We start from the raw sequence: 17,231 nt of genomic DNA, 5'->3' as shown, positions 1-17,231 counted from the left end.
CACCGAAAGGTCCACATTCGAAGAGCGTACCCCGGCATCGGCGGCGCTCTTCCAGCGCGCCTGCCGAGTCATGCCCGGCGGCGACACACGCTACTCGCTGGCTATGCATCCGTATCCCTCATACGTCGAGAAGGCCAGCGGCACCCGGCTGTACGACGCCGACGGCAACCGCCTGCTCGACCTGATCTACAACGCCACGTCGTTGATCCACGGGCACGTGCATCCGAGGGTCACCGAGGCCATCCGGGAGCAGGCCGGACGCGCCACCGCCGTCCTCGCTCCCAACGCGGCGCAGATCGCGCTCGCCGAGCAGCTCTGCGCCCGGGTACCGTCGCTGCAGCGGCTGCGGTTCACCAACTCCGGCACCGAGGCGACCATGATGATGGTCAAGACCGCCCGCGCCTTCACCGGCCGCGACCTCGTGCTGAAGATGGATGGCTCGTACCACGGCACCTTCGACGGCATGGAGATCAACGCGACGGCGCCCGGCTCGGCACGCGGCGTGCCCTACACCGCCGGCGTACCAGCCAACCTCGCCGACAACGTGATCGTCGGATCGTTCAACGACACCGACGGCGTGGTCTCCCTGATCGAGCAGTACGCCGACCGGCTCGCCGCCGTGATCGTCACCCCGATGGCGTCGATCGGCACCTGGATCCCCCCGACGCCCGGCTTCCTCGAAGCCATCCGGGCGGCGACCGCCGCACAGGACGTGCTGCTGCTCTTCGACGAGGTCATCGCCTTCCGGGTGGCACCCGGCGGCGCCCAGCAACGCTACGGCGTCACCCCCGACCTGACCGCGTACGGCAAGGTGGTCGGCGGCGGCATGCCGGTCGGCGCGTACGGCGGGCGGGCCGACGTGATGGCGGTGACCGACCCGGCCGGCGGCCCTCGGCTGGCACACGCCGGCACCTTCAACGGCAACCCGGTGACCGCCGCCGCAGGGCTGGCCACCCTGGAACTGCTCGACGCCGAGGCGTACCAGCGGCTGGAGCGCGTCGGTGAGCTGTTCGCCGACGGGCTGCGCGACGCCTTCACCGACCTGGACCTGCCGCTGGCGGTACGCCAGGTCGGCTCCCTGGTCAGCGTCGCCACCACCGACCGCACCCCGACCGGGTGGGCCGAGGTGAACGCCGCGATGCGACTGGCCCTGCTCAACCGTGGGGTCTGCGGCTGGGGGGTCTTCGCGCTGCCCACCGTCATCGACGACGCCGAGATCGACGAGGCGGTCGCGGCCATCCACGACGCGCTGCGGGTGCCCGCGGCGGCGCTGCGGGAGGTGCCGGTCGGATGAGCGCGGGACGGATCATCACCGTGCTGGGTGACATCGACCCCGCCGAGCTGGGCACCACCCTGATGCACGAGCACCTATACATCCGGCTATGGGAGATCGCCGGCCGCTACGACCTCGCCGGCCTGCCCGACGACGACGACCTGCTGGTGGAGGAGTTGGCCGGCTACGTCGAGCAGGGCGGGCAGGCGCTGGTCGAGCTGACCGTGCCCGGCATCGGCCGGGAACCGGCCCGCCTGGCCGCGCTGGCCCGGCGCACCGGCCTGCACATCGTCATGGGCTGCGGCTGGTACCGGCAGCCCTACTACCCCGCCGCCGAGGAGATCGACCGCCGCAGCGTCGACCAGTTGGCCGACCGCCTGGTCACCGAGATCCGTGACGGAGCCGACGACACCGGCGTACGCCCCGGCATCATCGGCGAGATCGGCGCGGACAAGTCGTGGATCTCGGCCCAGGAGGAACGCTGCCACCGGGCAGCGGCGCGGGCCAGCCTGCGTACCGGGCTGGCGATCACCACCCACTCGGTCGGCAGCGACGTCGGCCTGCGGGCGCTCGACCTGTTCCAGGAGGAGGGCGTGGCGGCCGACCGGGTGGTGATCGGCCACGCCGACAGCCACCCCTCCCTGGGCTTCTACCGCACCGCCCTGGGCCGGGGCGCCTGGCTCTCCTTCGACAACCTGGGCGCGTTCCCGCCGGCGTACACCGAGCGGGTGCTGGACGCCATCGCCACCCTGATCGGCGAGGGCCACCACCGCATCGTGCTCTCCCAGGACGTCTGCAAGCGGGACATGTTCGCCCTGTTCGGCGGCAACGGCTACCGCTACGTCCTCGGCACCGTGCTGCCCGCGCTGCGCGAACGCGGGGTCACCGACGCGCAGCTGCACCAGCTGATGGTGGGCAACCCCCGTGAGGTGCTCACCGTGGCGGCGGTGGGCTGATCCCGGCGCCCACCGCCAGCCGCCGTCACCCGCCCTGCTGGAGGCGGCGCCACCGGGCGCCGCCGTCGAGCACCACCACGGTGCCGTTGCCGGCGGTGCCCCCGATCAGCTCCACCGCTGCCCGCGCCACCTCGTCGACGTCGACCTCGGCCGACACGACAGCGTCCGTCCGGCCGGTGTGCCGGGCCGTCCACGGGGTGTCCATCCAGCCCGGGGCGACGGCGCTGACCGCGACACCGGCTGGGGCGACGGCGGCCAGCCCCCGGGTGAAGGAGACCAGCGCCGACTTCGACACGGCGTACGGCAGGCTGCTGCCGGCCGGTTCGAACGCCGACGTCGACGCCACGTTGAGCACCCGCCCCCACCCGGCGTCGACCATCGCCGGAAACGTCGCCCGCGCCAGCGCGACCGGGGCGAGCAGGTTCACCCGCAGCAGCGCCGTCCAGACCTCGTCATCGGCGCTGTCCAGGTCCTCGAAGGGGATGAAGCGGGTGGTGGCCGCGTTGTTGACCAGGATCTCGACGCGACCGAGGGCCGCCGTCACCTCCTCGACCAGCCGTGGCGCGGCAGCCGGGTCAGTCAGGTCGGCGGCGATGGCGATCGCCTCGCCACCGGCCGCGCGTACCGCCGCCACGGTCTGTGCCGCGCCCTGCGCCGAACTGCCGTAGTGCACCGCGACCCGGACGCCGGCGGCGCCGAGCCGCACCGCGATCGCCTGGCCGAGGCCGCTACCGGCGCCGGTGACCAGCGCGACCCGTCCGGCGACGGTCACCGGCTGCGCTGCCTGTGCCATACGTCGATCCCCTCCAGTAACCGGTCGATGTCGTCGTCGTCGTTGAACCCGTGCGGGTCCACCCGCACCCGACCGGACGGGTATCCCCACACGTCCACGCCACACTCGCGCAGGTGGGCCGCCAGATCCGGGGCGTTGTCGGCGGCGAAGGAGACCACGCCGGCGCGTCGCTGCGGATCCGCCGGGGTGACGACCGCGATGCCGCGCGCGGCCAGCCCGTCGACGACCCGCTGCACCAGCTGCGCCACCCGCGCGGCGATCGTCTCGACGCCGGCGGCGCGGACCAGCCGGATGCCGGCGGCAGCCGCCGACAGCAGCGGCAACGCGACCAGTCCCACCTCGCTGCCCGCCGCACCGGCGGGCACCTCGGGCAACTCGGTGAGCTGGTAGGAGTCCCCGATCCGGGCGCTGACGTAGCCGATGTCCAGCGGCCCGCCGGTGGCGGCCTGCCCACGGACGGCGAGGAAGCCGACGCCCGGCGGGCCGAGCAGCCACTTCATCGCGGTGCTCACCAGGGCGTCGACGCCGTCCCGGGTCATCTCCACCGGCACCACGCCGGTGGACTGGGCGGCGTCGACGAAGAGCCGCATCCCCCGCTCGGCAGCCAGGCCGGCCAGCTCGGCGAGGTCGTGGCGGTACCCGTCGAGCGCCGCCACGTGGGAGACGGCCAGGCAGCTGACGGTCGGGTCCGCGTGAGCGGCGAAGGCGTCGACCGCCCGCTGGCCCGGCGTCCGGTGCACCTGGCGGACCCGCAGGCCGTGCCGGAGCGCGGCCCAGGCCATCGTCGGATAGGTGGTGTCGTCCACCAGCACCGTGGATCCGGCCGGCAGGCCCAGCAGCCGCAGCGCCAGGTTCGTCGCCCGGGAGGTGTTCTCGGTGATGGCGACCTCCTCCGGTGCCGCCCCCACCAGCTGGGCGAACGCGTCGCGCAACCGGTCCCAGCCGCCGAAGTAGTCGCCCCGGTGGACCAGCGGGTCGCTCGCCCACTGGTCCACCCAGGAGGTCAGCTCGGCGCGGACCGGTTCGGCGAGCGGCGCTATCCCGCCGCTGAACAGGTACGCCCTGGTGGTCAGCAGTGGGATCGCGGCGCGCAGGGCGGTGAGCCCGCCGTCGCTCGGGTCAGCCATCCGTGCCGCCTTCCCGTGGCCGCTCGGGCATCGCCGCCGTCTCGGACTCCCCGAGATGGACGATGACGTGCTTGAGCCGGGTGTACTCCTCGAAGCCGTACCGCGACAGGTCACTGCCGTGACCGGACTGCTTCACCCCGCCGTGCGGCATCTCTTCCGCACCGACGCCGAAGGAGTTGATGCAGACCTGCCCCGCGTCGAGGTCACGAGCGAAACGCATGGCCCGGCCGACGTCGCGCGTGTAGACGGCGGCGGCCAGCCCGTACGGTGAGTTGTTGGCCCGGTGCAACGCCTCCTCCTCCTCGTCGAAGGGTTGCACGGTGACCACCGGCCCGAAGATCTCCTCGGCGACGATCGGCGCGTCGTCGGGGACACCGGCGAAGACGGTGGGCGCGTAGAACGCGCCCTCGGACAGCCCGTCCGGATGCACGACCCCGCCGCCGGTCAGCGGCGTGTGGCCCGCCGCCACGGCCTCCGCGACCAGGGCCGCGACCCGGTCCCGGTTGGCGCGGTCGATGAGCGACCCGAGGTCGACCTCGCGCAGCGGATCACCGACGGTCAACTGGGCGGTCCGCCGGGCCAGCATCTCGGCGAACTGCTCGTAGCGCGAGCGCTGCACCAGGAACCGGGCGGCGGCGGTGCAGTCCTGTCCGGCGTTGAAGAATCCGAGCGTGACCGCGGCCTGCAGCGCGCGGTCCAGGTCGGCGTCGGCGAAGACCACGAGCGGGCTGTTGCCGCCCAGTTCCAGATGGGTACGGGCGACGTGCTGCGCGGCCGCTGCCTGGACCCGCCGCCCGGTGGCCGTGCCGCCGGTGACCGAGACCAGGTCGATGTCGGGATGGGACGCCAGTGCCTGCCCCACCTCGGTCCCACCGGTCACCACGTTGAGCACCCCGTCGGGCAGGCCGGCCCGGGCGGCCAGCGGCCCGAGGGCGAGCGCGGTCAGCGGGGTCTGCGGTGCTGGTTTGAGCACGATGGAGTTGCCGGCGGCCAGGGCGGGCCCGACCTTCCAGGCCGCCATCAGCAGCGGATGGTTCCAGGGCGCGAGGCCGGCCACGACGCCCAGCGGTTCGCGGCGCAGCATGCTGGTGTGCCCGGGGACGTACTCGGCCGTGGCGACGCCGTCGAGGTGGCGGGCGGTGCTGGCGAACCAGCGCAGGGCGGCGGCGCTGCCGGCGACGTCAACCGCGTGGCGCAGCCGCAACGGTGAACCGGTCTCCGCGGTCTCAATGCGGGCCAGTTCCGTTCCGTGCTCCTCGATCAGATCAGCGAGGCGGGTCAGTACGGCGGCGCGGGCGGCGGGGGACGCGCGACGCCAGGTGCCACCGGTGTGCCGCCCGCGGGCGACCTCCACGGCGAGGTCGACGCCGGCCGGTCCCGGCCCGGCCAGGTGGCGCAGCAGCCGACCGCGTGCCGGGTCGATGACGGGCTCGACGACATCACCGCGGTGCCAGGCACCGTCGATCCAGGCGCCGGTGGCCTGGGCGAGCAGGCCGGTCACGGCACCACCACCAGGGTCGGGCCGCTGGCATCGAGTCCACCGGCCACGACGGCGGCGAACTCGGCCGGGGTCTGCGGCTCGGCGTACCGACAACCGAAAGCGGCGGCCAGCGCCGGATAGTCGGGCGCGCGCTGGCGACAGCCGACCGGTCCGGCACCCTGCTCCTCCAGCAACCGGGCGATCTCGCCGAAACCGCCGTTGCGCCAGACGACGGTGACCAGTGGGATGTCCCGTTCCGCGGCGACCAGCAACTCGGTCAGGGTGAACATGAGCCCGCCGTCGCCGACCAGCGCCACGGTGGGCCGTCCCGGGGTGGCCACCGCCGCGCCGATGGCCGCCGGCACGGCGTAGCCGAGGGTGCCCAGCCCGGACGGGTTGAGCCAGCCACGGGGGCGGTGCACCGGGAACAGTGGCGTCGCCCCGTAGTAGTTGGCGCTGGTCGAGTCGACGGCGAGACAGGCGTCGTCAGGCATGCTCCGGCGCAGCGCCGCGATCCACGGGGCGTACGGCGCAGCGAGCGGCGCCGCCTCGTCCAGGATCCGCCGGCGGCAGGTGGCGGCACGCTCGGTGCCGGATCGGTGCGCCGTCGGCAGCCGTTCGGCCATCTCGGCGAGGACGGTGGCGACATCCGCGGCGACCGCGACGTCGGCGGGCAGGTGACGACCGATGGCCACCGGGTCCACGTCGACGTGGATCAGCCGACCGGTCAGCCGTGGACGGGATGCCCAGAAGTCGGTCGGGCCGAGCTCGGTGGCGACCGCCAGCACCACGTCCGCGCCGGTGAGCAGGGCCTGCGCGGCACCGTGCGGAACGCCGTACTGCTGGGTGACGATTCCGGCGTGCAGCCGGTGCCGGGCGTCGATCGTGCCCTTGCCGTTGAGGGTGGTCAGCACCGGGGCGTCGAGTCGTTCGGCGAGGGCGCGCAGGTCCTCGGCGGCGCCCGCGGCGCCCCCGCCGGCGACGATCACCGGCCGGTGGGCGGCGGCGAGCATCGCCACGGCCTCGTCGACGGCGCCGGGATCGGCCGGCAGCGGCCGGCGCGCCGGGGCGACGCTCGTGTCCGGGCCGGGCGGGTCGACGGGGGCGTCCCAGAGGTCCTGCGGGACCTGGACCACGGCCGGGCCGGGACGTCCCCACCGGCGTGGGGTCAACGCGTCGTGGACCGCGTGCAGGACGTCCTCGGGTTCGCTGGCCCGGGTCACCCGGTCGGTGACGGCGCGGAGCAGGGCGTCCTGGTCACGCAGTTCGTGGGCGTGTCCGCCGCGACCGCCCCGTTCCGCCCGGGACAGGTCACCGGCGAGCACGAGCATCGGCACCGCGTCCGAGTACGCCTGCCCGATCGCGGTGGCCACATTGGCCACCCCGGGACCGCAGATGACCGAGCAGGCCGCGACCCGTCCACTCGCGCGGGTTGCGCCGTCGGCCATGAACCCGACCCCCTGCTCGTGTCGAGCGGTGACGTGCTCGACACGGGCGGTGTCGAGCGCACGGTAGAGACCGAGGGTGTGGGAGCCGGGGATGCCGAAGATGCGGTCCACTCCCCCGGCGGCCAGGGCACGCACCACGGCGGTGCCGAGGGTTGTTCGGAAGGTCATCACCACTCCTGCCGCAGGGGTCGACGGTCATGGTTGAATCCGCCATGCCCAGGCGGCTCGGAATACGTATGCATGGTGCTATGATGCGTTGGCCGTCGTCAAGACCACCCCCACCGCGACATCGCGGGCCTGACCGGCCAATACGAGCGCACGGACCACTGATGCGATGGATGACAAGATGACTAGTGGACCCGATGTCGCGGCCCCGCCACCCGGACAACGCCGGAAGGTGAGCAGCCACGACATCGCCAGGCTGGCCGGAGTGTCGCAGTCGACGGTCTCCCGGGTGCTGAACAACCATCCCCGGATCACCGCGGTCACCCGCAACCGGGTTCTCGCCGCGATGGAACAGCTGCGTTACACGCCCAACGCCGCGGCCCGCACCCTGATAACCGGCCGCAGCCAGCTCATCGGCCTGGTGGTCTCCAACATCACCAACCCGTTCTATCCCCAGCTGATCGAGGCGATCGTGGCCACCGCCGCCGAGCACGACTACAACGTCGTGCTCGGCAACACCCAGGAGAGCCCGCGCCGGCAGATGGACTACCTCAAGCTGCTGGTGGAGCACCAGGTCGATGGGGCGATCCTCACCTCGGCGCTGCAGAGCGGCGCCGACGACCTGCAGCGGGTGATCCGCGCGGGAACACCCGTCGTACTGGTCAACCGGACCCTGCCGGGCGGTACGCTCGACAGCGTCCACATCGACAACCAGCGCGGCGGCGCGATCGCCACGGAGCATCTGATCCGGCTCGGCCACCGCCGGATCGCCTTCGCCGGCGGTCGGGCGGACACCTCGACCAATCAACTCCGGTTCGACGGATACCGACAGGCGATGATCGAGGCCGGCCTGGACATCGACCCCGATCTGGTCGTACACGGCGACTTCACCCACCTCAGCGGAGGGATCACCGCGCATCGGCTGGTCACCGCCGCCCGGCCGCCCTCGGCCATCGTCTGCGCCGACGACGTCATCGCGCTCGGCTGCATCGACGCCCTGCACGACCGCCGGGTCCGGGTGCCGCAGGACATCGCCGTGGTCGGCTTCGACGACGTGCCGGTGGCGGCGTTGAAGGGAATCGGGCTGACCACCGTGCGCCAACCGGCGCCCGAGATGGGGCGTCGCGCCTTCGACCTGCTGATGCGGCGCATCGGCGACGACCGGCAGGGCCCGGCGGTCGACGAGGTGCTCCCGGCCGAGTTGGTCATCCGCGACACCTGCGGCGCACGCGCGGGCGGACGCGGTTGAGCTCTGCGTCCGCCCGCGCGTGCGCGCTGATCGGCCCGGACCCGGCACGGTGCACCGGGTCCGGTCGGCGGTCAGCCGGTCCGCACCGAATCCGCCGCCGTGATCGCCTCGGCGAGCCGGTCGACGAGCTGACCGAGCTGCTCGTCGGTGAGCACGAAGGCCGGTGACAGCTGCACGCTGTCGCCATTGATGACCCGGGTCAGCACGCCTGCGGCGCGGGCCTGCCGTACCACCCGTTCGGGCAGGGCGGGATCCCGGACGGTGTCCAGGGCGATCGCGCCGAGCAGTCCCGCGCAGCGGACCTCACGCACCCCGGGCAGCTCGGCCAGGCGCGGCAGTCGCACGGCGAGTTCCTCAGCCAGCACGGCCGCCCGGGCCAGAAGGTCCTGCTCGACCAGCAACCGCAGGTTGGCGAGCGCAGCCGCGCAGGCGACCGCGTGGCCCGAGTAGGTGTAACCGTGGCGGAAGGCCCCCGCCGTGGCGTCGGCGAACACCTCCCAGACCCCACGGTCGGCGATCACCCCGCCCAGCGGCACGTAGCCGGAGGTGACACCCTTGGCGAAGAGCAACAGGTCCGGCTCGATGCCGTAGCTGGCCGAGGCGAACCAGTCGCCGGTACGACCGAAGCCGGTGACGACCTCGTCGGCGACCAGCAGCACACCGGCGCTCCGGCAGATCTGCGCCACCTCGGTCAGATAGCCGGGTGGCGGCGGGTACACGCCACCGGCGCCGATGATCGGTTCCACGAAGAAGGCCGCCACCCGCGACGGGCCCAGTTCGTCGATGACGCGCCGCAGTGCCCCGGCATCGTCGTGCGGCACCCGCACGAACTCCGGGTCGGGCGCCATGCCGTAGCCGGCGTTGTTCGCGGCGATCCCGGCCAGCGACGTGCCGTGCCCGTGCATGCCGTGGTAGGACAGGCCGCGGGAGATGATGACGCTCCGGTCGATCTCGCCGCGCAGCGTCCAGAAGCGCCGGACCATTTTCACGGCGGTGTCGACCGCGTCCGAGCCACCGGACGTGAAGAAGACCATCGGGTCCGCCGACGGAGCAAGGTCGGCCAGTTGCTCGGCAAGTGCCGCCGCCGCCGGATTGGACATGTCGCCGAAGGTGGAGTAGGCCGCGAGACGTCGGGCCTGTTCGGCGATGGCGTCGGCGATCGGGGCCTGACCATGGCCGACGTTGGCGTACCAGAGCGCCGCGGTGGCATCGAGGTACCAGTTTCCGTCCTTGTCGCGCACCCGCGCGCCCTTCCCCTCCACAAGGGTCAGTTCGCTGGCGCGGGTGCCACCCAGGCTGGAGAACGGATGCCACAGCCGGGAAGCGGCCGGCGGCCGGTCGGCTGCGGCGGGCGGTGAGATCCGGCTGGACGATGTCGTGGTCACGGGCAAGCTCCTTGTCGACCCGGACGCCGCGCTGATCCCGCTTCCAGACAAAGTGGCCCACACCGGCACCGGCGCACCTGCCGAAAGGCGCGGGCGAGCGCGCCGGCTCCGACGGGCAGCGACCGGAGGAGGTGGGGATGAGGGGTGCGGCGTGGGATGGCGTGGTGGCAGGGGGTGGTCCGTCGGGGCGGTCGCATCCTGCGACCGCCCCGACGACGGTCAGCCGGCGATGAAGCTCTGGAACCGTTCGTTGACCACGTCGTAGTTGCTGCGGTCGGTGCCCGCGTACGGCTTGTACCAGAAGAAGGAATCGATCCGGAAGGTGATGTCGTTGGGTACGCCGCCCAGCTCGGGGACGTCGTTGGTGGATGTCGTCCAGCGGTCGGCGAGCTTCTTGTCGGCCGCGTCGTAGATGGCGGTCGAGGGGATCGGCTGCCGCCAGGCCTCACCGATCCGGGCGCCGATGCTCGGCTCGAACCGGAAGGCGATGCTGGCCATCGACGCCTTTGCGTTCGGCGCGCCCTTCGGCACGGCGAGGAAGTCCACGTGGGCCAGGGCCTGGTTCAGGGTGTACGCGACCTTGGCGCCCTGGTCGATGAGGTCCTCGATGCGAGCGTTGGACATGGCGACCATGGTGGCCTCACCGGTGGCGAGCAGTTGCTGCGCCTCGGTGCCGGAACCCCACCACTTCACGATGTGCGGCTTGATCTGCTCCAGCTTGCGGAACGCCCGGTCGAAGTCGAGCGGGTACATCTGCTCCGGTGCGACCCCATCGGCCAGCAGCGCTGCTTCGATCACCTTGACCGGCTCGAAGTTCTGCAGCGAGCGCTTGCCGGGGAACCGCTCGACATCCCAGAAGTCGGCCCACGACTTGGGCTGCGACTCGGCATTCGGGTACGCGTCGAGGTTGTAGGCCAGGACGATCGACGCCTCGGCGTACCCGACCGCCTTGGGCAACTTGTACTTCTCGTCCATCGAGTCGAGCACCGACTTCGGGAACAGCGAGTAGTCGATGTCCTCCAGACAGCACTCCGCGAACTGCTCGTAGTTGCCGGCGGTCACACTGAACTGGTCGATGTCGACCCGACCGGCGGCGACCTGGCTCTCGATCCGGTTGTAGATGTCGGTCGACCACGGCACCTCGACCACCTCGACGCCGGTGATCCCGGTGAACGGTTTCCAGACGTGGGTGAACTCGGCGTCGGAGAAGGTGCCACCGAAACCGACGTTGGTGATCTTCCCGCTCAGGTCGCCGGTGTTCCACGGGCGACCGTCGAAGTCACCGGCGGCGGGTCCGTCCGCGCTGTTGCCACCGCCGCACGCGGCGAGCACGGTCACCGCCGCCACCGCGGCGGCCAGCTGGCGTACGGTCCGGCCGGACCGGCGGGGGTGTGAGTATCGTCCGACAGGTTGGGTCATCTCGATCGGCTCCACTTCATCGCTGGGGCGCGTTGGTCCAGGTGACTGGCCCGCCCGGCTCGTCTGGTAGCGACGTGACTTCTGATGCGTGACTACTGCTGCGGTGTGGGCGACGGCAGGCCGGACGGGCGGCCGTGCCAGTGAGTCTGGATGTTGGCGAACTCGCTGATCCCGTCGGCGGCGAGTTCACGGCCGATACCGGAGCGACGGACGCCGCCGAAGGGCAACCGCCAGTCGCTCTGCACGATCTCGTTGACGAAGACCATGCCGGCGTCGAGCGCGCCGGCGAGACGGTCGGCGCGTTCCGGCGACGCCGTCCACACGCTCGCCCCCAGTCCGTACTCGTCGCTGTCGGCGAGCCGGAGCAGTTCCTGCTCGCTGTCGGCGACCAACACCGGCGCCACCGGCCCGAAGGTCTCGTCCCGCCACACGGGTGCGTCGACGGGAACGTCGGTGAGGATGGTGGGCGGATAGTAGAAGCCGGGCCCGGCGACCGGTTCGCCGCCGGCGAGCACCCGGGCCCCAGCGCGGACGGACTCCCGGACCTGGCTGTGCAGCAGGTCGCGCAGGTCGGCGCGGGCCAGCGGACCGACGGTGGTACGGGGATCGGCGGGGTCGCCGACCCGCTGTGCGGCGAACTGTTCGGTCAACGCGGCGAGGAACGCCTCGGCCACCGGCCGCTCGACGATGAACCGCTTGGCGGCCACACAACTCTGCCCGCCGTTGCCCAGCCGGGACCGGGCGGCAGCGGACGCGGCGGCGTCGACGTCCGCGTCGGCCAGCACGATGAACGGGTCGGAGCCGCCGAGTTCAAGCACGACCTTCTTGACCGCCGCACCCGCCACGGCCGCGACTGCCGCACCCGCGGTCACGCTGCCGGTGACCGAGACGCCGACGACGGCCGGATGCGCGATCACGTCGGCCACGGCCGACTCGGCGACGAGCAGCGGCGACAGCGTCCCGGCCGGCAGCCCGGCCCGCGCGACGACGTCGGCGAGGGCGAGTGTGGACAGCGCGGCGTTCGGCGCGGGTTTGATCAGACAGGTGTTGCCGAGCAACAGGTTCGGCACCGCGAAGCGCAGCGTCTGCCAGTACGGGAAGTTCCACGGCATGACGCCGAGGATCACTCCGATGGGACGCAGCCGGATGCGCGCCGGCAGGTTCCCGGCCAGGGGTCGCCGGTCGGCGAGCAGGGTCTCGGCCTGGTCGGCGAACCCGTCGCAGAGTGCCCGGCACTTGTCGACCTCGGCCGCCGACTGCGCGATCGGTTTGCCGATCTCGCGTACGAGCAGACCCGCCAGTTCGTCCCGGGCGTCGCCGAGGGCGCCGGAGAGGGCACGTAGCGCCTCGACGCGCTGCGCCGTGGAACGCTCACGCCAGTGCCGCTGAGCGCGGGCGGCCCCGTCGATGGTGCGGGCGGTCTCGTCGGGGGTCAGGGTCGGGGTGCCAGCGATCGGTTCGCCGCTGCGGGGGTCGATGCTCAGGTAGTCACGGTTCACAGGATCGATCCCTTCATGCCGGTACGACGCTGGCGCAGCCGCATCATCAGCGCGACCACGCCGAGCACGGTGATCACCACGAGCATCTCGGCGACGGAGACGACGGCGAGGATCGGCGAGAAGCGCACATGCAGGTCCTCCCAGAGCCGCAACGGGAGGGTCCGCAGCCCGGTGCCGGCGAGACTGATCGTGAAGACGAGCTCGTCGAAGCTGGTCAGGAACCCGAAGAAGGCGGCGACGAGGAAACCCGGACGCAGCACCGGGAAGGTGACCGTGAGGAAGGCCCGCAGCGGGGACGCGCCGAGACCGCGGGCGGCCTGCTCCAGGCGGTAGTCGAAGGCGCGCAGGTTGGCCACGAGGATCAGGGTGACCAGCGGCACCGCGGGAATGGCGTGCCCGATGACCAGCCCGGCGAAGGTCCCGTCCAGCCGCAGATTGAACAGCACTAGATAGAGCCCGAAGGCGAGTGCCACACTCGGGATGATCAGCGGGGTGGCGATCACCCCCATGATCAGATCCTTGCCGGGGAAGGTCCCCCGAACCAGCGCCAGCGCCGCGAGAGTGCTGAGGATGGTGACCACGAGCGCCACCACGACACCCAGCCGGATGCTGGTGAGGAAGGCCTCCACCCACCTCGGGTCGGCCAGGAAATCCCGGTACCAGTCGGTGGTCAGATCGGTCGACGGGAACTCGGCGAAGGTCGAGCGTTGGAAGGACATCAGCACGGCGGCGAGCATCGGTATCAGACACAGCGCCAACCCGACGCCGGCCAGCACGTGGCCGGGGGCGCGGTAGACGATCGACGGTAGCCGGCTGATGCGCATCAGCAGGTTCACGCGGCGCCAGCCCGCGTCCAGGGCACGGCCGGAGCGGCGGGACACGGCGGCGCTCTCCGGGCGCCAGATCGCACTGAGGGGCACCACCCGCGACACGGCCAGCAACACGATGAAGGAGGCCACCAGCAGCACCATCGACATGGCGGAGGCGAACGCGGGTTCGCCGACGGCGGTGGTAAGGGTCCGGTTGAGCAGGACCGGGTAGACCTGTTCACCGGAGCCGCCGAGCAGGTCCGGAGTGATGAAGAAGCCCAGACCGAGCATGAACACCAGCACGCAGCCGGCGAGCACACCGGGGATGCTCAGCGGCAGGAAGACGAAGGCGAAGGCGGCCGGACCACCGGCACCGAGCCCGTTCGCCGCCTGCGTCAGACGCGGATCGATCCGGCGCATGACGGTGTAGAGCGGCAGCACCATGTACGGCAGCAGAACGGCGATCATGCCGAGCAGCACCGCCTGCTGGGTGTACATCAGCTGCACCGGCTCGTCGACCACGCCGAGGCCCAGCAGCAGCTTGTTGATGGGCCCGTTGCGGGCGAAAATGGTCATCCACCCGAAGGTCCGCACCAGCAGCGCGACGAAGAACGGGATGACGATGAGGGTGGTGACCACGGCCCGGGCCAGCCGAGGTCCGTGCGACATCAGGTAGGCCAGCGGATAGCCGATGATGAGCGCGCCGAGCATCGCCACCGAGGCATAGATGAAGGTGCGGCCGAGCGCTTCCAGGTAGAGCGGCTCGGTGAGCAGGGTGCGGTAGTGACGCAACGGGTCGCCGTCGGGAACGCTCTGGGTGGCCAACCTGACGACCGGGTAGGCGAGCGTCAAGGCGTAGAAGGCCAGCACCGGCACGAGCAGCCAGGCCAGCCGGTCGATCGGCGATCGGCGGGCGGGTGGCGGCGACGAGGACGCCGGCTTCTCCTGCGGTGCCGGGGTGGCGCCGGCCTGGGGGTCCGGGGCTCGGACGGGGACGCTGGTCACCGCAACACCACCGCTTCGTCGGCGGCCCACCGCAGGACGATGTCGTCGCCGGCCGCGTAGCTGGCCACCCCGACGGTGTTCTCCCGGATCAGGTGCAGCACCGAGCCGCCGTCGATCTGCACCGTGTTGCGGCTCCGTTGCCCCATGTACAGCACCTCGGCGATCCGCCCGGACACACCGGCCGCCTCCGTGCCGTCCGCGGCCGGCGCCAGGGTGATCCGTTCGGGCCGTACCACCACGACCGCCTCGTCACCCACGGCCAGGCCCGGGCCGTTGCGGCCCTTGACGTGGACGCCGTCGGCGGTCCGCAACGTGCAGATGCCGTCGGCGATCCGCTCGACGCGGCCCCGGAACTCGACGGACTCACCCATGAAGGTGGCGACGAAGGCGTTCGCCGGGCTCGCGTAGATCTCGCGCGGGGTGCCGACCTGCTCGATCCGCCCCTCATTCATGATCACGATGCGGTCACTCATGGTAAGCGCCTCGTCCTGGTCATGGGTGACGTAGATGATCGTCGACGCGATCTGACGGTGCAGGTTGACCAGCTCGAACTGCACCGCCTCGCGCAACCTGCGGTCCAGCGCACCGAGCGGTTCGTCCATCAGCAGCACCGGCGGCTCGAACACGATCGCGCGGGCCAGCGCCGCACGCTGCTGCTGGCCGCCGCTGAGCTGAGTGGGGTACTTGTGCGAGTGCGCGCCCAGCTGCACCAGGTCGATGGCGTGGGATACCCGGCGGGCCAACTCCGCGCCGCGGATGCCGCGCATGCGCAGCGGGAACGCGACATTGCGCTGCACCGTCATGTGCGGGAAGAGCGCGTAGCTCTGGAACACCATGCCGATGTCGCGCCGCTCCGGCGGTAGCCGGTCGAGGCGCTGCCCACCCAGGTGGATGCTCCCCACCGTCGGCGACTGGAAGCCGGCGACCATCGACAAAACGGTCGTTTTCCCGCTGCCGGAGGGGCCCAGCAGGGTGAGGAACTCGCCGCCGCGTACGTCGAGGTCGAACCCGCGCACCGCCTCGAAGTCCTGGTAGCGCTTCGTCACCCCGGTGAACCGCAGCTGCCGGCTGTCCGAGCCGCCCGCCTCCGCAGGCGTACGCAGTGCGGCCGGTGATCCGTTCGTTTCGGGTGCGGTGGCAGCACCACCACGCTGGGCCCGGCTCGACACTGCTGCTCCTCCGTGCTGGCGACGAGTGTGCATACGTATTCGTAGCATGTGAACTACCAGCAGCGAAAGATCCGATCAGCAAGTGATTTGACTCCATTGACGATCGGGCACCATGCAGCTCAGGGCCAGAACGTGGCGATCCGCCGCCCCCTTACGGGCGGCGAGGCTCTCACGCGTTCCGCGTGCATAGCTAGTATGTCTCCACCAGCTCGGGGCGGTTCAGCGACGCGTTCCAAGATCATCGTTGCGGCTACGGCGAGGTCAACCAGGGAATGCCGACCGACTGGTAAAGCCGGGCGATCTCTGCCTACTGCGGCCGTTACCGGGTCAATCGAGTACAGGGACTGCGTAGATTTCGGTCCTGTCCCACACGTGGTGGTTACGGTGGGTAGTGGGACAGAGAAGAAGGTGTTGATGCCGTGCTCGCGCAGACTGCGGATATGGGCCAGGAAGCCCTGGGTGCAGCCGGCCGAGTCGCAGCGGATGATGACCTCGGTGCCGTAGCGGTGGGCGTCCGGGATCTGTTCCAACGCCGAGTCCAGGACGGTGATGTGGTCGGCCGTGGTGTTCGACCCGACCCGACCCTCGTGCAGCAGCCCTGACAGAGCCTCGCGGGTGTTGTCCAGGAAGCAGAACAGCGGGTGGTAGCCGAAGGTCTTCTTCCAGGTACGGGTCGCCGATTCCTTCTCCGAGTGGCAGATCACGATCGAGGCGTCCAGGTCCAGGACCAGGCCGGGAATCGGCAAGCCGGCCGCGGTCGCCGCCGGCAGCCCACCACGGGTCTCACACGTCTGCGCCCAGGCCACCTCCCGTGCCCGCGCGCGGGCCATCCGCAGCCGCGCCAACGCTTCACTGTCCATCCCGGACAACAGCCGCCATGCGGTGGGATCCGAGGCCACCGCGCCGAACAGGTCCGCCTGGTCCCGCAGCAGCACCGCCAAGTCGGCGATCGCTTCGCCACCATCAGCGATCATCACGGCCAGGTCCACCGCGACCCGGCCCGGGTCGTGGCCGCCCTGCCGCTGCCGCAACCCAGCCAACGCCTCGCCGAACGCGCCGGTCAACCCGGTCGCGTCAGCGACATCGGCCAGCAGACGGGCGCCGGCGTGTCCAACCACGCCACGCCCATCCCCGCTCACAGTGATCTTCGGACGAGCTCCGGTCTGCCCTTCCCCTCGTAGCGCGGAGGCCAGAGCTTGAGGGATAGAGTTTCATGGCTGAGACGAGAAGGGTGGCCACGATGTTCGCCAAAGCTTGATCACGGCCGGATACCGGTCGCCGAACTCGGCGGCGAACGCCTCGAACCGGGCCTCGGCGACTGCGAGGGTCGGGGCGGTGTAGATCTCCCGCAGCGCGGGGCTCGAGCTGATCCCCGGCCGTCTGGGCGCCGCTGTCGGTGTCCGTCGCACCGTCGTCGCTGTCGAGGGCACGCCAGGTCAGGTCGGTCAGCATGA

The 17,231-nt window shown here is 71.4% G+C and carries 13 protein-coding genes and 1 pseudogene; 3 read left to right on the top strand and 11 right to left on the bottom strand.

Going from position 1 to position 17,231, the window contains the following annotated elements; translation table 11 throughout:
- Positions 1-103 precede the first annotated feature (103 nt).
- Together Vlu01_RS22590 and Vlu01_RS22585 are read left to right on the top strand one after the other, a co-directional pair.
- Entirely contained in the window at positions 104-1,294 is a 1,191-nt protein-coding gene (locus Vlu01_RS22590) for an aspartate aminotransferase family protein (RefSeq protein WP_204002908.1), read from the top strand.
- Positions 1,291-2,229 carry a phosphotriesterase family protein gene (locus Vlu01_RS22585; protein ID WP_204002905.1) on the top strand — a complete coding sequence of 313 codons (939 nt, stop codon included), beginning with the start codon at positions 1,291-1,293 and terminating at the stop codon, positions 2,227-2,229. Before Vlu01_RS22590 ends, Vlu01_RS22585 begins: the two co-directional genes overlap by 4 nt.
- A gap of 25 nt (positions 2,230-2,254) precedes the next feature.
- Here Vlu01_RS22585 and Vlu01_RS22580 read toward each other — a convergent pair whose 3' ends face one another.
- The 4 genes from Vlu01_RS22580 to Vlu01_RS22565 are packed head-to-tail and all read right to left on the bottom strand — an operon-like array spanning position 2,255 to position 7,245.
- Positions 2,255-3,022 carry an SDR family NAD(P)-dependent oxidoreductase gene (locus tag Vlu01_RS22580; protein ID WP_155221989.1) on the bottom strand — a complete coding sequence of 256 codons (768 nt, stop codon included), beginning with the start codon at positions 3,020-3,022 and terminating at the stop codon, positions 2,255-2,257.
- Positions 2,998-4,149: an aminotransferase class V-fold PLP-dependent enzyme gene (locus Vlu01_RS22575; protein ID WP_204002902.1), complete on the bottom strand. Its 1,152-nt coding sequence runs from the start codon at positions 4,147-4,149 to the stop codon at positions 2,998-3,000. The genes Vlu01_RS22580 and Vlu01_RS22575 overlap by 25 nt, the downstream gene beginning before the upstream one ends.
- The gene (locus tag Vlu01_RS22570; protein ID WP_204002899.1) at positions 4,142-5,650 is read right to left on the bottom strand and encodes an aldehyde dehydrogenase family protein; all 1,509 of its coding nucleotides are present in this window, start codon (positions 5,648-5,650) and stop codon (positions 4,142-4,144) included. The genes Vlu01_RS22575 and Vlu01_RS22570 overlap by 8 nt, the downstream gene beginning before the upstream one ends.
- On the bottom strand, positions 5,647-7,245 hold the full coding sequence (locus Vlu01_RS22565) for a thiamine pyrophosphate-dependent enzyme (protein WP_204002896.1): 1,599 nt from the start codon (positions 7,243-7,245) through the stop codon (positions 5,647-5,649). Before Vlu01_RS22565 ends, Vlu01_RS22570 begins: the two co-directional genes overlap by 4 nt.
- A gap of 178 nt (positions 7,246-7,423) precedes the next feature.
- Between Vlu01_RS22565 and Vlu01_RS22560 the strand changes: the two genes are divergently transcribed.
- Positions 7,424-8,491 carry a LacI family DNA-binding transcriptional regulator gene (locus Vlu01_RS22560; RefSeq protein ID WP_204002893.1) on the top strand — a complete coding sequence of 356 codons (1,068 nt, stop codon included), beginning with the start codon at positions 7,424-7,426 and terminating at the stop codon, positions 8,489-8,491.
- Between the two features lie 71 nt (positions 8,492-8,562).
- Here Vlu01_RS22560 and Vlu01_RS22555 read toward each other — a convergent pair whose 3' ends face one another.
- The 7 genes and pseudogenes from Vlu01_RS22555 to Vlu01_RS22525 form a co-directional block, all read right to left on the bottom strand.
- Positions 8,563-9,876, bottom strand: a complete 1,314-nt coding sequence (locus tag Vlu01_RS22555) for an aminotransferase family protein (RefSeq protein ID WP_239096057.1) — start codon at positions 9,874-9,876, stop codon at positions 8,563-8,565.
- Between the two features lie 219 nt (positions 9,877-10,095).
- Complete coding sequence (locus Vlu01_RS22550; protein ID WP_204002889.1) at positions 10,096-11,295, bottom strand: ABC transporter substrate-binding protein; 1,200 nt, start codon at positions 11,293-11,295, stop codon at positions 10,096-10,098.
- A gap of 92 nt (positions 11,296-11,387) precedes the next feature.
- A complete protein-coding gene (locus Vlu01_RS22545) occupies positions 11,388-12,794 on the bottom strand; it encodes an aldehyde dehydrogenase family protein (RefSeq protein WP_204002887.1) in 1,407 nt (468 codons plus the stop codon).
- The gene (locus Vlu01_RS22540; RefSeq protein ID WP_204002885.1) at positions 12,791-14,608 is read right to left on the bottom strand and encodes an ABC transporter permease subunit; all 1,818 of its coding nucleotides are present in this window, start codon (positions 14,606-14,608) and stop codon (positions 12,791-12,793) included. The genes Vlu01_RS22545 and Vlu01_RS22540 overlap by 4 nt, the downstream gene beginning before the upstream one ends.
- Positions 14,605-15,777, bottom strand: a complete 1,173-nt coding sequence (locus Vlu01_RS22535; RefSeq protein WP_204002882.1) for an ABC transporter ATP-binding protein — start codon at positions 15,775-15,777, stop codon at positions 14,605-14,607. The genes Vlu01_RS22540 and Vlu01_RS22535 overlap by 4 nt, the downstream gene beginning before the upstream one ends.
- Before the next feature lie 395 nt (positions 15,778-16,172).
- Positions 16,173-16,970 (bottom strand): annotated as a pseudogene (locus Vlu01_RS22530) (transposase); the annotation flags it as partial.
- 18 nt (positions 16,971-16,988) lie between these two features.
- Complete coding sequence (locus Vlu01_RS22525; protein ID WP_239096056.1) at positions 16,989-17,186, bottom strand: transposase; 198 nt, start codon at positions 17,184-17,186, stop codon at positions 16,989-16,991.
- Between the last annotated feature and the right edge of the window lie 45 nt (positions 17,187-17,231).

Origin of the sequence: Micromonospora lutea (assembly GCF_016863535.1) — a bacterium.
Taxonomy (GTDB): domain Bacteria; phylum Actinomycetota; class Actinomycetes; order Mycobacteriales; family Micromonosporaceae; genus Micromonospora; species Micromonospora lutea.
Note: the sequence above shows the minus strand (reverse complement) of the source record. Positions and strands in the feature narration are given on the sequence as shown.